General features: G+C 68.6%; 12 protein-coding genes and 1 tRNA gene. 8 read left to right on the forward strand and 5 right to left on the reverse strand.

The genetic code is table 11. The features are described 5' to 3' along the window. Positions 1-299 precede the first annotated feature (299 nt). From ABIC50_RS16775 to ABIC50_RS16805, 7 genes are all read left to right on the forward strand, one after another. Positions 300-2,189 carry a sigma-54-dependent Fis family transcriptional regulator gene (locus ABIC50_RS16775; protein ID WP_354165555.1) on the forward strand — a complete coding sequence of 630 codons (1,890 nt, stop codon included), beginning with the start codon at positions 300-302 and terminating at the stop codon, positions 2,187-2,189. An 87-nt stretch (positions 2,190-2,276) separates the two neighbouring features. After that, entirely contained in the window at positions 2,277-2,579 is a 303-nt protein-coding gene (locus ABIC50_RS16780; protein WP_175723922.1) for a 2Fe-2S iron-sulfur cluster-binding protein, read from the forward strand. 56 nt (positions 2,580-2,635) lie between these two features. Continuing rightward, on the forward strand, positions 2,636-3,130 hold the full coding sequence (locus tag ABIC50_RS16785; protein WP_175676389.1) for an SRPBCC family protein: 495 nt from the start codon (positions 2,636-2,638) through the stop codon (positions 3,128-3,130). Between the two features lie 92 nt (positions 3,131-3,222). Beyond that, positions 3,223-3,600 carry a DUF2946 domain-containing protein gene (locus tag ABIC50_RS16790; protein WP_175702829.1) on the forward strand — a complete coding sequence of 126 codons (378 nt, stop codon included), beginning with the start codon at positions 3,223-3,225 and terminating at the stop codon, positions 3,598-3,600. A gap of 230 nt (positions 3,601-3,830) precedes the next feature. Next, positions 3,831-4,196, forward strand: coding sequence for a copper homeostasis periplasmic binding protein CopC (gene copC, locus ABIC50_RS16795; protein WP_354165557.1), 366 nt, complete (start codon positions 3,831-3,833; stop codon positions 4,194-4,196). A gap of 52 nt (positions 4,197-4,248) precedes the next feature. Further along, positions 4,249-4,695, forward strand: coding sequence for a copper chaperone PCu(A)C (locus ABIC50_RS16800; RefSeq protein ID WP_354165559.1), 447 nt, complete (start codon positions 4,249-4,251; stop codon positions 4,693-4,695). Positions 4,696-4,728: 33 nt separating this feature from the next. Then, positions 4,729-4,905, forward strand: a complete 177-nt coding sequence (locus ABIC50_RS16805; protein WP_212084747.1) for a hypothetical protein — start codon at positions 4,729-4,731, stop codon at positions 4,903-4,905. A 25-nt stretch (positions 4,906-4,930) separates the two neighbouring features. Here ABIC50_RS16805 and ABIC50_RS16810 read toward each other — a convergent pair whose 3' ends face one another. Then, entirely contained in the window at positions 4,931-6,256 is a 1,326-nt protein-coding gene (locus ABIC50_RS16810) for a leucine-rich repeat-containing protein kinase family protein (protein WP_354165561.1), read from the reverse strand. Positions 6,257-6,398: 142 nt separating this feature from the next. On the opposite strand from ABIC50_RS16810, the gene ABIC50_RS16815 reads away from it, so the two are divergent. Beyond that, positions 6,399-6,483 (forward strand) — tRNA-Leu (locus ABIC50_RS16815). Between the two features lie 143 nt (positions 6,484-6,626). Here ABIC50_RS16815 and ABIC50_RS16820 read toward each other — a convergent pair. Genes ABIC50_RS16820 through ABIC50_RS16835 form a run of 4 tightly spaced genes read right to left on the reverse strand, consistent with a single transcriptional unit; the run spans position 6,627 to position 11,892 of the window. Further along, positions 6,627-7,874: a RhtX/FptX family siderophore transporter gene (locus ABIC50_RS16820; RefSeq protein ID WP_175734699.1), complete on the reverse strand. Its 1,248-nt coding sequence runs from the start codon at positions 7,872-7,874 to the stop codon at positions 6,627-6,629. Positions 7,875-7,896: 22 nt separating this feature from the next. Then, entirely contained in the window at positions 7,897-9,408 is a 1,512-nt protein-coding gene (locus ABIC50_RS16825; RefSeq protein ID WP_354165563.1) for a PepSY-associated TM helix domain-containing protein, read from the reverse strand. Position 9,409: 1 nt separating this feature from the next. Next, positions 9,410-9,673, reverse strand: a complete 264-nt coding sequence (locus tag ABIC50_RS16830) for a hypothetical protein (RefSeq protein ID WP_354165565.1) — start codon at positions 9,671-9,673, stop codon at positions 9,410-9,412. Continuing rightward, complete coding sequence (locus tag ABIC50_RS16835) at positions 9,673-11,892, reverse strand: TonB-dependent siderophore receptor (RefSeq protein WP_354165568.1); 2,220 nt, start codon at positions 11,890-11,892, stop codon at positions 9,673-9,675. Before ABIC50_RS16835 ends, ABIC50_RS16830 begins: the two co-directional genes overlap by 1 nt. Between the last annotated feature and the right edge of the window lie 107 nt (positions 11,893-11,999).

Raw genomic sequence — 11,999 nt, forward strand, 5'->3', positions numbered from 1 at the left:
CGGGTGACGGATGGTGCGGTGCAAGGCGTCAAGGTGGGTCGATTGCGATGCAGGGGCCCAAACAAGCGCTGAAGTGCCGAGGTGGGTCGACCGCGAAGCATAGGGCCCAAGTGCGCGCTGAAGTGCCAAGCTGGGACGACCGCGAAGCATGGGACCAGAGCAAGTGCTGAGGCGCCAACTTGGGCCGACCGCGAAGCATGGAGCCCGAGCAAGCGCTGAAGCGCCAACTTTGGTCGACCGCGAAGCATGAGACCAGCGTAAGCGCTAAAGCGCTAACTCTGGCCGACAGGAGACAAGACATGCCTCAACCTTTCGTGCTGCCCGCCACCGCGGGCCGCAACGACCTGCTCGCGCAGGCGCATGCCCGTTCGACCGCGGTCGGCCTGCGCGCCAACGAGCGCCCCGATTTCTCGCCGCTGTCGCGCGTCGCACTGCGCGAGCTGCTCGACACGAACCACGCGCTATTCGCGCACGCGCGCCCCGTGATGGAGAACCTCCACGCGCAGATCGCCGACACGCAAAGCCTCGTGCTGCTCACCGATGCCGACGGCGTGATCCTGCACAGCATCGGCGACGCCGACTTCATCGAGAAAGCCAACCGCGTCGCGCTGTGCACCGGCGTGTCGTGGGCCGAAGGCGCACGCGGCACCAACGCGATCGGCACCGCGCTCGCGTCGGGCCAGGCGCTCGCCGTGCATGGGTCCGAACACTTCCTGCGCGCGAACCATATCCTCACCTGCTCGTGCGCGCCGATCATCGACCCGTTCGGTCGCACGCTCGGCACGCTCGACGTGAGCGGCGACCCGCGCGGCTTTAGTCCCCATACGCTCGCGCTCGTGCGGATGTCCGCGCAGCTGATCGAGAACCACCTGTTCGCGAACCAGTGCGCGGAAGCGCTGCGGCTGCGCTTCCATGCACACGAGGATTGCGTCGACTCGCTGTTTGCCGGGCTCGTCGCGTTCGGCCCCGACGGCGGGCTGATCGCCGCGAATCGCAGCGCGCAATTCCAGCTCGGCGCCACGTTCGATGCGTTGCAGCATCACGGCTGCGACGCCCTGTTCGGGATGCACTTTGGCGAACTCGCGCAGCAGGCGGCCCGCGCCGCCGGCGCCCCGTTCCGCCTGACGCTGTCGACCGGCGTGCGCGTGCTCGCGCGCTGCGAATTCGCGGAAGCGCACAAGACGGCCATCGCCGTCTCGCCGCCCGCCCCCGCCGTGCGCCTGCGCGCGCCGGACCCCGACGCCATCACGTTCGCGACGCTCGACACCGGCGATGCGCGGATGGCCGCCGTGCTCGAACGCGTCGCGAAGATCCGCGGACGCGACCTGCCGCTGCTGATCCTCGGCCAGACCGGCACCGGCAAGGAATGGCTCGCGCGTGCGCTGCATCAGGCGTCGCCGCGCGCGGACGGCCCGTTCGTCGCGGTCAACTGCGCGGCGCTGCCGGATTCGCTGATCGAGGCCGAACTGTTCGGCTACGAGGACGGCGCATTCACCGGCGCGCGCAAGCGCGGCAGCCCCGGCAAGATCGCGCAGGCCGACGGCGGCACGCTGTTTCTCGACGAAATCGGCGACATGCCGCTCGCGCAGCAGGTCAGGCTGATGCGCGTGCTGCAGGAGCGCGCGGTGATGCCGCTCGGCGGCGCACGCGCGGTGCCGGTCGACGTGCGCGTCGTCTGCGCGACCCACCGCAACCTGCGCGCGATGATCGCGGAAGGCACCTTCCGCGAAGACCTGTTCTACCGGATCAACGGACTCGCGGTGACGCTGCCGGCGCTTGCCGCACGCACCGACCTGCCCGCGCTGGTCGAGCGGATCCTCGCGCGGCTCGCGCGCAGCGAACCGATGCCGGGCCGCGTCGCGGCCGACGTGCTCGATGCGTTCATGCGGCACCGCTGGCCCGGCAACCTGCGGCAGATGACCAACGTGCTGCGTACGGCCGGCATGCTCGCCGAGGACGAACCCGAAATCACGCTCGCGCACTTGCCCGACGATTTCTGGCTCGACTGCGACGACTCGCCCGCCGCGAAAGCCGCACCGGCCCACACGCGCGAAGCCACGACACTGCAGAGCCACCAAGCCGCGGTGATCGACGCGGTGCTCGCGCGGCATGGCGGCAACGTATCGGCCGCCGCGCGTGAGCTCGGGCTCGCGCGCAACACCGTGTACCGCTACCTGCGGCGACACTGACGTCGGGGCCGGCCGCTGACGGCTTCGGGTATGCTTGGCGCTTGCCTTGCCTTACCTTGTTGCCGCCCGCGCCGCCCGCTTCGACCCATGACCGATCCCGACCACCCGCCTCTCGTGCGCATCGAACCGCTCGGCGCGACGTTCGACGCTCCCGATTCGCTGACGCTGCTCGAGGCGGCCGCGTTCGCGCACGTCAGGCTGCCGCGCTCGTGCCGCAACGGCACGTGTCGAAGCTGCCTGTGCAGGATCGTCAGCGGAAGCGTACGCTACACGATCGAATGGCCGGGGCTCTCCCGCGAGGAAAAGGCCGACGGCTATACGCTGCCGTGCGTGGCCGTCGCGACCTCCGATGTCGTGCTCGACGTGCCCGATGCGCAGATGATCGACTGAATGCGGCGCGCGGCCGCGCGCCGTCCTGCAACGATGATGCCTGCCTGGAGAACGTGATGACCCAGCCAACCGATCGCATCGAGAAACAAACCCTGCTTGCCGCGCCGCTGGCGCGCGTGTGGGAAGCCGTCAGCAATGCCGGGGAATTCGGCACCTGGTTCGGCGTGACGTTCGACGGGCCGTTCGTGGCCGGCCAGTCGATGTTCGGCCGCATCACGCCAACGCTCGTCGACGACGACGTCGCCAAGGCACAGGAGCCGTATGCGGGCACGGTATTCGAAATCGTCGTCGATCGCATCGAGCCGAAGCAACTGTTCTCCTTTCGCTGGCATCCGTTCGCGATCGATCCGAACTTCGACTACGCGTCCGAGCCGATGACGCTCGTCACCTTCACGCTCGCGGAAGCCAACGGCGGCACGCTGCTGACGGTCACCGAAACGGGTTTCGATCAACTGATCGAAGCGCGCCGCGCGAAGGCGCGCGAGATGAACGACCAGGGCTGGGCCGCCCAGATGATGCTGATCACGAAATATCTGGCGAAGCACGCCTAGCGCGCCACCACGCCGCATGCCTCAGCCGACATGCGCATCGACGTGCGTGGCATAATCCGCTCCATCGTCGCCCTTACGCCGCCGCGCACCGCATGCTGAGTCGTCGACTCCGGAAGATCGTCAGTCTGATCGGGATGCTCGCCATCCTGATGACCGCGCTCGCGCCGACGATCTCGCAGGCACTGACCACGCACGACCGCGTCGACGCGCTGCTCGCCGGTTACTGCACCGCCGGCCCGGCTGGCGGCGACCACGCCGGCGATGCGTCGTCGAAGCGCCTGCAGGCCCATCTGCAGGCTTGCGGCTACTGCAACCTGCTGGCCCATACACCTGCCCTGCCCGCGCCCGAACTCACGTTCGCGGCCCACGTTCACCTCCTCCAGCATCGGGCGGCCACGCGCTTCGAAAGCCTGCGCCGCGCACTGCCGCTCACGGCTGCGCAACCGCGCGCCCCGCCGCTCGCGTCCTGATTCGTCGTCACCGCGCGTGATGCCGTAGCGCATCGCGCCGTCCGCACGCGCGCTGCGCGTGCATGCCGTGTCACGTTTCGAAGGACGCTCATGTTCGACCCTGTTGCGCGCGGCGTCGTGCCGTGCATGCGCCCGCCCGCTTCCGGCGTTCGCGCATGCGCGAACGCGAACGCGCGGCCGCACGTCGAATGCATCGTTCTCCTTGTCATTTCCAACCGGATCATCCCATCATGAAAACCACTGCTTTCCTGCGCGGCGCACTCGTCGCACTCGGCTTCGTCATCGCACAGGCTGCGCATGCGCACGCGCACCCGAAAACCCTCGACCCGGCCGCCGACGCCACGTTGTCGAGCGCGCCACCCGCGGTCACGATCGACTTCAGCGAAACGCTCGAGCCCGCATTCAGTTCCATCGCGGTCACCGACAGCCACGGCCAGTCGGTCGCCGACGGGAAATCCGCGGTCGATGCCGGCAACCGGAAGCGGATGCATGTTGCGCTGACCCACCTCGCGGCCGGTACGTATACGGTCGCGTGGATCGCGGTGGCGAGCGACGGCCATCGCACGCAGGGCCGCTATACGTTCACGCTGAAGTAACGCATACGCGACCCGCGCGACACGCTTCCCTACCCGATCAGGAACACACTCGATGAAACGCTCGATTCCGACCAGCCTGCTGTTCGCACTGCTCGCGCTGCAGGCGCCCGTCACGTTCGCCGCGTCGACCGTACAGGCCGATGCGTGCTGGATCCGCACGATGCCGGCGACGGTGCCGTCGTCCGGCTACTTCACGCTGAAGAACGATGGCGACAAGCCCGCCACCCTCACGAGCATCGATACGCCCGCATTCGGGATGGCGATGATCCACGAAACGCAGACGGCCGGCAGTACCGCGAAGATGGTTCACGTCGACGCGGTCGACGTGCCCGCGCACGGCACGGTGACATTCAAGCCGAAGAGCTATCACGTGATGCTGGAGGAACCGCGCCAGCCGGTCGCGCCCGGTGCGAAGGTGCCGTTCCGGCTGCATTTCGCCGACGGCACGACGGTGTCCGTGACCTGCGACGCGAAGGCGCCTTCCTACGCCGGCCAGTAACGCCGCATACGCAACGACCGAGGGGAAACGCACATGAGGAAAGAACGCTTGCCGCTGGCGGGCCTGATCGTCCGCTACCGGACGCCGCTGAATATCGCCGTGTTGATCGTCTGCGGCTTATGGGCGGCGTGGATCGCATGGATCACGCGGCCGGCGGCGATCGATACGCCGTCGTCGATCGCTGCGTACTGCGTGCGCGGCGAGAACTGATCGCCGGCGCCGCCACGCAACACCGTCAGGCCTTCGACGCAGCCAATACGGCCGACACCTCGCCGAACGAAGGCCGCGCGTCGATATCCTCGTTCAGACAGGCGGCCGCGAGCGCGTCGAGTGCATGCGAACCTTCCCATGCACGCGGCTCGCAGCGCGCCAGCAGCTCGCCGAGCAGATAACCGAACGCCCTGACTTCCAGCCGTTCGAGCCGCGCTGCGCGCACGCGGTCGTTCACGTCGTAGACCGACGCCGCGCCGAAATCACCGAGCAGCGCGCCGCCCTTGCCGTCGTGCAGGATGTTGTGCGCGTACAGGTCGCCGTGCATGATGCCGCGCGCGTGCAGATGCGCGGCGACCGACGCGATGCCGAGCGCGATCCGCGCTGCCGCGGCCGGCTCGAATCGTGCGTCGGCCGCATACACGTCGCGCGTACAGGACGCGAAGCTCGGCGGCCCGGCGAGGTTCGTCAGTGCCGGATCGACCAGTTCCATCACGAGCCCGTGCGTGCCGTCCGGATGACCGCGTACCTTGCCGATCACCGGAATCATGTTCGGATGGCGCCCGGCGTGCAGGCAGGCGGCCATTTCGCAGTCGGGCAGCCCGTCGCTCGTCACCGCGCCCTTGAACAGCTTGACAGCGACCGCTCGCGGCGCGTGGCCGTCCGGGCGCCACTGCGCGCGATAGATGACGCCCGATGCGCCTTCGCCGAGCTTCTGGTCACAGGTGAGCGACGCCCAGTCGATGTCCGCGACGCCCGGCTCGGCCGACGCGGCGGCCTCCGGCACGGCACCGAACGGGTTACCCGCGGACGCGAGCCATGCGAGGCGCGGCAGACGCAGCAGCCAGTCCGGCAGCGCGTCGAGCCGGTTCGCCGATAGTCGGATCAGTTCGAGCGAACGGCACGCGGCCATTTCGGCGGGCAATGCACGTAGCCGGTTGCCCGCGAGCATCAGCTTCTGCAAGCGCGAACAATCGCCGATCTCGGCGGGCAGTGCGTCGATTGCGTTGTCGGTCAGGATCAGCCAGCGCAGCGCGCGCGGCAGCGAACCGCGCGGCACCGTGCGGATCCGGTTCGCCTTGAAGCCGATCATGTCGAGCTGCGCACACGTGCCGAGGACTTCGGGGAATTCGGTGAAGTCGTTGCCGGACGCGAACAGGATGCGCAGGCGATGCAGCCGCGACAGGTCGTCCGGCAGCGCGGACAGCGCATTGCCGGACAGGTCGAGCACTTCGAGCGTGTCCGCCAGATCGAAGATCTCGCGCGGAAATTCGGTCAGCCCGCACGCGAGCTTGAGTTGCCGGGCGCCCGCCAGCTGGCCGGTCTGCAGTTGTTCGAGGGTGTGGGTCACGGGAGAAAACGGGTGGCGGTAGTTGCGAGGATTATCGGCGTCGATCGGACGAATTCTACCGGGATCGCTTTCGCCTCCTCGTGATCGTGTCACACCCCCTTCACAAACGCGCAATGTGACGCTAGAATTGCGCCCCTGCAGTGCCGACGTGGTGAAATTGGTAGACACGCTATCTTGAGGGGGTAGTGGCGAAAGCTGTGCGAGTTCGAGTCTCGCCGTCGGCACCAGATGCGTTTCCCTCGCATTCCAGGCATTTTCCGAAACCCGCGACAGCACATGGCTGCGCGGGTTTTTTCGTTTCGATGCGTCGGCGCGGCGCCAGTCGATGCGCAACGAGTGCGGCGTGCATTGCGTGCCGTCCACGCGTCGATCACGACGCCAGCGCATCGTCCCCGTTCACCGCATAGGCGGCCTCCCTCCGCCGCAGCTTCATCGCGATCAGCGCCGCCAGCACCGCAAGCGCGACGCCCGTGAGAAACCCGCCCGTATAACCGACCTTCGCGGTCAGCGACAGGATCGTCGACGACGCAATCAGCTCGCCGAGATCACGCGTGCTCTGCACGGCCGTCACGTCGGTGCCGGCCTGATCGCTGCCGCCCGCGAAACGCATGCCGGCCGTCATGATCGATACGGACGTGATGCCCGTCGCCAGCGAGCCGAGCACCGTGCACAGCCACGCCCATGACGGCGACACCGGCAGCCACCCGCCCGCCTGCGCGAACCACAGCAGCGCTGCCACGCCCGCGCAGCTCACGCCGGCCGTGAACGCGCGCCACAGTCCGAGCGTCCTCACGAGCCACGCGCCGCCGCCGCAACCGAGCACGACCGTCACCACGCCGCCGGCCATCCCGAGTTTCCCGATCGCGTCGAGCGACCAGCCCGCATCGTTGAGGAACAGCTTCGACAGGCCGAAGCCCGATACGGCCGTCATCGCCGACAGCAGCGCGAGCGACAGCAGCGACCACGAACGCGGCCGCTTCGCGAAGCGCACGAGGCTCGCATCGTGTTCGGGCCGCGCGCGGGCGCGATCCGCGTTGCGCGGCAAGACCCACAGCACGCAAACGAGGCTCGCGAGCGGGACGGCGGCCAGCGCGAGAAACGCCGTGTGCTGGCCGAACAGGCCGATCAGCGTCAACGTGCCGGCGCCACCGCCGAAGAAGCCGATCATCACGCCCGCGATCTGGATCGCATTGATCTTCGCGAGCGTGTCTCCGCTGAAATACTCGGCGGCCATCCCGTCGTTCGCGATGTCCTGCGTCGCGCTCGCGAATGACGCGACGGCCAGCAGCCCGACCGCCCAGCCGGCCGTCGCGACCGTCATCCCGATCTGCGCGAGGCTGCCCAGGCACAGCACGACGATGGTCTGCATCGGCAGCATCCAGCTGCGGCGCCGGCCGACACGGGGCGACCAGTGGTTGTCGACGACGGGTGCCCACAGGAATTTCACGACCCACGGCAGCCCGACGAGCGGCAGGAACGCGAGCGCATGAAGCGGCGCGCCGTCGTGGCGCAGCAGCGTCGGCATCGCGTCCATCGCGATGCCGATCGGGATTCCCTGTGACAGGTAAAGCAGCGTGATCGTGATGACCAGGCGGCGATGTTCGAGCAGATCGCGCATCGAAGTCTCCAGTTGCATGAGGTTAAAAAGGTTCGGCGCCGGCCGGCACGCGCGTGGCCCGCATCGCATCGCGACGCGGACGGCGCGCCGCACGCAGCAGCAATGCGCCGAATGCGACGAGCGCCGCGTCAATCGGCCAGTACACCGGTTTGCCCGCGCCGAGCAGCGCGATCGCGCAATGGGTCGCACCGGCCAGCCCGTATGCCGCGCCGGCCGCACGCATCAGCACGCGCAGGCATGCCGCGCGATCGGCGACCCCGGCGGCGAGCGCCATCGCGCCGCCCCACACGGCCCAGAACAGCATCGCGAGCGCATGGTCGACGTGCACGCCGTCGGGCAACGCTCGCCCGGCGAACAGCAGCCCGCCGCCCGCGAGCACGAGCCCGCCGCACACGCCGACAGAGACGGCCGCCAGCACGTCTGCCGAACGATCGCGCTGCGCGCGCCGCCGCTCAATCCACAGATGCAGCCCCGTCGCGCACAACGCGCACGCGGCGAGCCCCATCAGGAAATGCAGCACGCGCAGCGCACCGCTCGCCGCGCCGATCCAGCCGTATTGCGCGAAGTGCAGCGGCTGCACCGCGATGAACGCGCGCAGCCAGAAGCCGCGGCCACGCGACGTGGCATCGGCGAGCCATTGCCCGTCCGTCGCGCGGTACAGGTGACGTTCGAACACGGCCGTGCTCGGCAGGCCCGCGGTCGTGCCGGCAATCTCGACGCGCGCATTCACATCGCCCCAGCGATGCAGCACGACGGCGTCCGGCCGGAAATCCGGCCTGCGCGCCGCATCGCGCCGCAACAGCGCATCGAGATCGGGCGCGTGCCGCCACGGGCCGCCGGCCTCGGCGGGCGGCGGGCCGCCCAGCAATTCGGCGAATGCGCGCTGCGGCTGCCCCGGATACGCGACGCCCGCGAGCGACACCGTGCCGAGCGCACCGAGCCCCGACAGCGCGCCGGTGAACGCGAACAGCACGAGCCACGGCGTTCCCCACAGCCCGATCCACGCATGCAGGTCGAACAGCGCGACGCGCAAGCCCTTGCCGCGCCGGATGCGCGCCGCGTCGGGCCAGCGCTTGCGATGCACGACGACGCCCGCGACGATGAGCACGAGCAGCACGACGCCCCACAGGCTGACGAAGATGCGCCCGGGAAAGCCGGCGAACAGCGTCTTGTGCAGCGTGACGATCAAGGTCGCCCGCCCTGCATCCGGCAGCGGCGCACCGGTCGCCGGATCGAGCGCCGGCGTGCACGTCTGGCGTGCGTCGCAGAAACGGATCGCCGGATCGTCCGGGCGCGGCAGCACGATGCGCGCGTCGCGCAACGCCACACCGAGCGACGCCGCGCGTGCGACGAGCGCATCGAGCGGCAACGTCGGCCGCGCGACGGCAACCGCTGGCGGCCGCCACCAGCCCTGCATCGAATCGAATGCGAGACTCCAGGTGCCGCTGAACAGCACGACGAACAGCACCACGCCGAACAGCGCGCCGGCGCCGCGATGCAGCGCACGCCAGCGCGAACGCGACGAAGCGTCCATGTCAGTGGCCTCCCCAGAACATCGCGCACGGCACGAGCACCGCGAGCCACACACCCGCGCGCCATGCGGCCTGCCGCCAGCCGGGCGCGACGAGCACCCACAGCAGCACGCCGACGCTCGCGGCGAGCGTCAGCAGCACGGCCGCGTAGAGCCGGTTCAAGCCGTCATCGGGGTAATGACGGGCCAGCGTGAGCGCGAGCGCGACGGCCCCCGGCAGCACGCCGCCGATCGCAATCGCCGCCTGCGTGCCCCAGCCGCGCGCCATCAGAATTGCCCGCGCACGGTCAGCATCACGTTGCGCGGTTCCCCGTAACGGTTGTTCCAGCCCGGCTGGCTCAGGCTCAGGTAGTAGTTGCGGTCGAACAGGTTGTTGACGTTGAGCGCGGCACTCCAGTGCTTGTCGTAGCGGTAGCCGAGCCGCACGCTCGCGAGTGCGTAGCCGCCCTGGCTCATCGTCACGCCGTTTGCCTGCGCCGAGTAATTGCTCTGCACCTGCACGCCGCCGCCGATGCTCCAGCGCCGCTCCTGCCAAGGCAGGTCGTAGTTGGTCCACAGCCGGAACAGGTGACGCGGGTTCAGCAGCGGCGAAAACGACGAACCCGCGTTCGCGAGGTTGTCCGCATAACGCATCGTGTCGTACGTATAGCTTGCCCACACGGTCCACCACGGCGTGATGCGGCCGTTCGCCTCGAACTCGAAGCCCTGGCTGCGCACGCTGCCGCCGTTCACGTAGTAGCAGCTCGGCCCCGCGCACGGATGTGCGTTGTCGACCTGCGGATTGTTGTCGAGGTCGATGCGGAACGCCGCGAGCGACACGTTGAGCTTGCCGCCCGCCAGTTCGCCCTTCACGCCCGTCTCGTAGGTGCGCCCTTTCACCGGCGTCAGGATCCCGCCGCCCCACATCGACTTGGTCTGCGGCTGGAACACTTCGGCATAGCTCGCGTACCACGACCAGTCGCGCGCGAAATCCCAGATCAGCCCGCCGTACGGCGTGAACTGGTGGCCGGTGTTGTAGTGCGCGCCGAGGCTGTCCTGATCCCACCAGCTCATCCGGCCGCCGAGCACGAGCGTCACCGGTTCCGCGAGCTTGATGCGGCCGAGCCCGTAGACGCCCTTCTGCGAAATGTCGTTCTGCTGGGATTGTTGATAGGGGCCGATGCCGGGCTCGGGCACGCTGCTCGGGTTCCACCGATACACGTTCACCGGCGTGCCGGCTACGTTGCCGAGCAGCGGCGCCGTCATCTGCCCGCTGCGGCTGTTCGCGTACGTGATGCCGAACAACAGGTCGTGCGTGAGCCCGAACGCATGCACGGGGCCCTGCACGTTCGCATCGAGGCTGCGGCTGTAGGTGCTGAACTGGTACGCGGCGCCGGTGAGCCGGCCGCCCGCGCCCGTCGCCGGATCGATCGTACCGAACGAACCCGCGTATTTCAGGTCCGAGCGCACGCTCTGGTATTCGCCGCTCACCTTCGCCTTCCACCCGGCGCCGAGCTTCTGTTCGACCGACGCGAACGCGCGCGTCGTGTCCCAGTTGAAGCGGCCCCACGCGGTGTCGAGGAACGTCGAGCGCGACAGGCCGAGGCTCGATCCGTCGCGCGCCCTCGGCACGCCCGACATGTCGGGCACCGACGATGTCGTCTGGTACTGCGCACCGAACGTGAGCAGCGTGTCGCGCGTCACGTCGACTTCCGTGACGCTGTAGATCGAACGCGTGTCCTGCTTCGCATGGTCGTAGAAGAAGTGGCGATCCTCGTACGCGGCGACGAGCCGGCTGCGCACGGTGCCGGCCGCGTTGAGCGGGCCGCCGATGTCGGCCTCCGCGCGGTAGCGGTCCCAACTGCCGACGCTCGCGGTCGCATGCGCGGAAAACTGGTATTGCGGGCGCTTGCGTACCAGGTTGACGGTCGCGGCGGGATTGCCCGAGCCGTGCAGCAGCCCGTTCGCGCCGCGCAGGATTTCCACACGCTCGTACACCGAGATGTCCTGCGGCGCGCTCGCCATGTCGCCGATCACCACAGGCACGCCGTCGAACTCGAACGAATCGACCTTGAAGCCGCGCACGAAATACGCGGTGGTGAGCAGCACGTAGGGCTGAATGGTCACGCCGGCCGATTGCTGCATCACCTCGTCGAGCGAGAACAGGTTCTGCTGGTCGATGCGCTCGCGCGTCGTCACGCTGACCGACTGCGGAATCTCGCGCAACGCAAGCGGCATCTTGCCGACCGTCGCCACCGACGGATCGTCGGCCACGCGCCGCGACGCATTCACCGAAATCGCCTTCAACTCGCCACCGGCAGCCGGCGCGGCGGCCGCCTCGTCCTTCCGGACTTCCGCGTCGACCGTCGGCGCCGCATCGGCGAACACCGCCGCCGGATGCGCGGCGATCAGCAGGCCGAGATACAGCGACGGACGCCAGCGCCCGAAACGGGCGACACGCCCGCCCTTCATCATCGATCTCTCAGGTTCCCGTACCTCGTACCGCATCTGCGCCCCCGCATTTGATAATCATTCTCATTATCAATTAGAACCGGCAGGCGATTTTTCGATCCAGGGGCTTTTCCTATCGATTCCGGACATGGTGGCCCGCATTG

The sequence above is a fragment of the Burkholderia sp. 567 genome (genome assembly GCF_040545115.1).
GTDB classification, from domain to species: Bacteria; Pseudomonadota; Gammaproteobacteria; order Burkholderiales; family Burkholderiaceae; genus Burkholderia; species Burkholderia ambifaria.

Bases quoted from the DNA above. Each gene is read 5' to 3' on its own strand.
- ABIC50_RS16775 (WP_354165555.1), top strand. From the start codon at position 300: ATGCCTCAACCTTTCGTGCTGCCCGCCACCGCGGGCCGCAACGACCTG.
- ABIC50_RS16780 (WP_175723922.1), top strand. From the start codon at position 2,277: ATGACCGATCCCGACCACCCGCCTCTCGTGCGCATCGAACCGCTCGGC.
- ABIC50_RS16785 (WP_175676389.1), top strand. From the start codon at position 2,636: ATGACCCAGCCAACCGATCGCATCGAGAAACAAACCCTGCTTGCCGCG.
- ABIC50_RS16790 (WP_175702829.1), top strand. From the start codon at position 3,223: ATGCTGAGTCGTCGACTCCGGAAGATCGTCAGTCTGATCGGGATGCTC.
- copC (WP_354165557.1), top strand. From the start codon at position 3,831: ATGAAAACCACTGCTTTCCTGCGCGGCGCACTCGTCGCACTCGGCTTC.
- ABIC50_RS16800 (WP_354165559.1), top strand. From the start codon at position 4,249: ATGAAACGCTCGATTCCGACCAGCCTGCTGTTCGCACTGCTCGCGCTG.
- ABIC50_RS16805 (WP_212084747.1), top strand. From the start codon at position 4,729: ATGAGGAAAGAACGCTTGCCGCTGGCGGGCCTGATCGTCCGCTACCGG.
- ABIC50_RS16820 (WP_175734699.1), bottom strand. From the start codon at position 7,874: ATGCGCGATCTGCTCGAACATCGCCGCCTGGTCATCACGATCACGCTG.
- ABIC50_RS16825 (WP_354165563.1), bottom strand. From the start codon at position 9,408: ATGGACGCTTCGTCGCGTTCGCGCTGGCGTGCGCTGCATCGCGGCGCC.
- ABIC50_RS16830 (WP_354165565.1), bottom strand. From the start codon at position 9,673: ATGGCGCGCGGCTGGGGCACGCAGGCGGCGATTGCGATCGGCGGCGTG.
- ABIC50_RS16835 (WP_354165568.1), bottom strand. From the start codon at position 11,892: ATGCGGTACGAGGTACGGGAACCTGAGAGATCGATGATGAAGGGCGGG.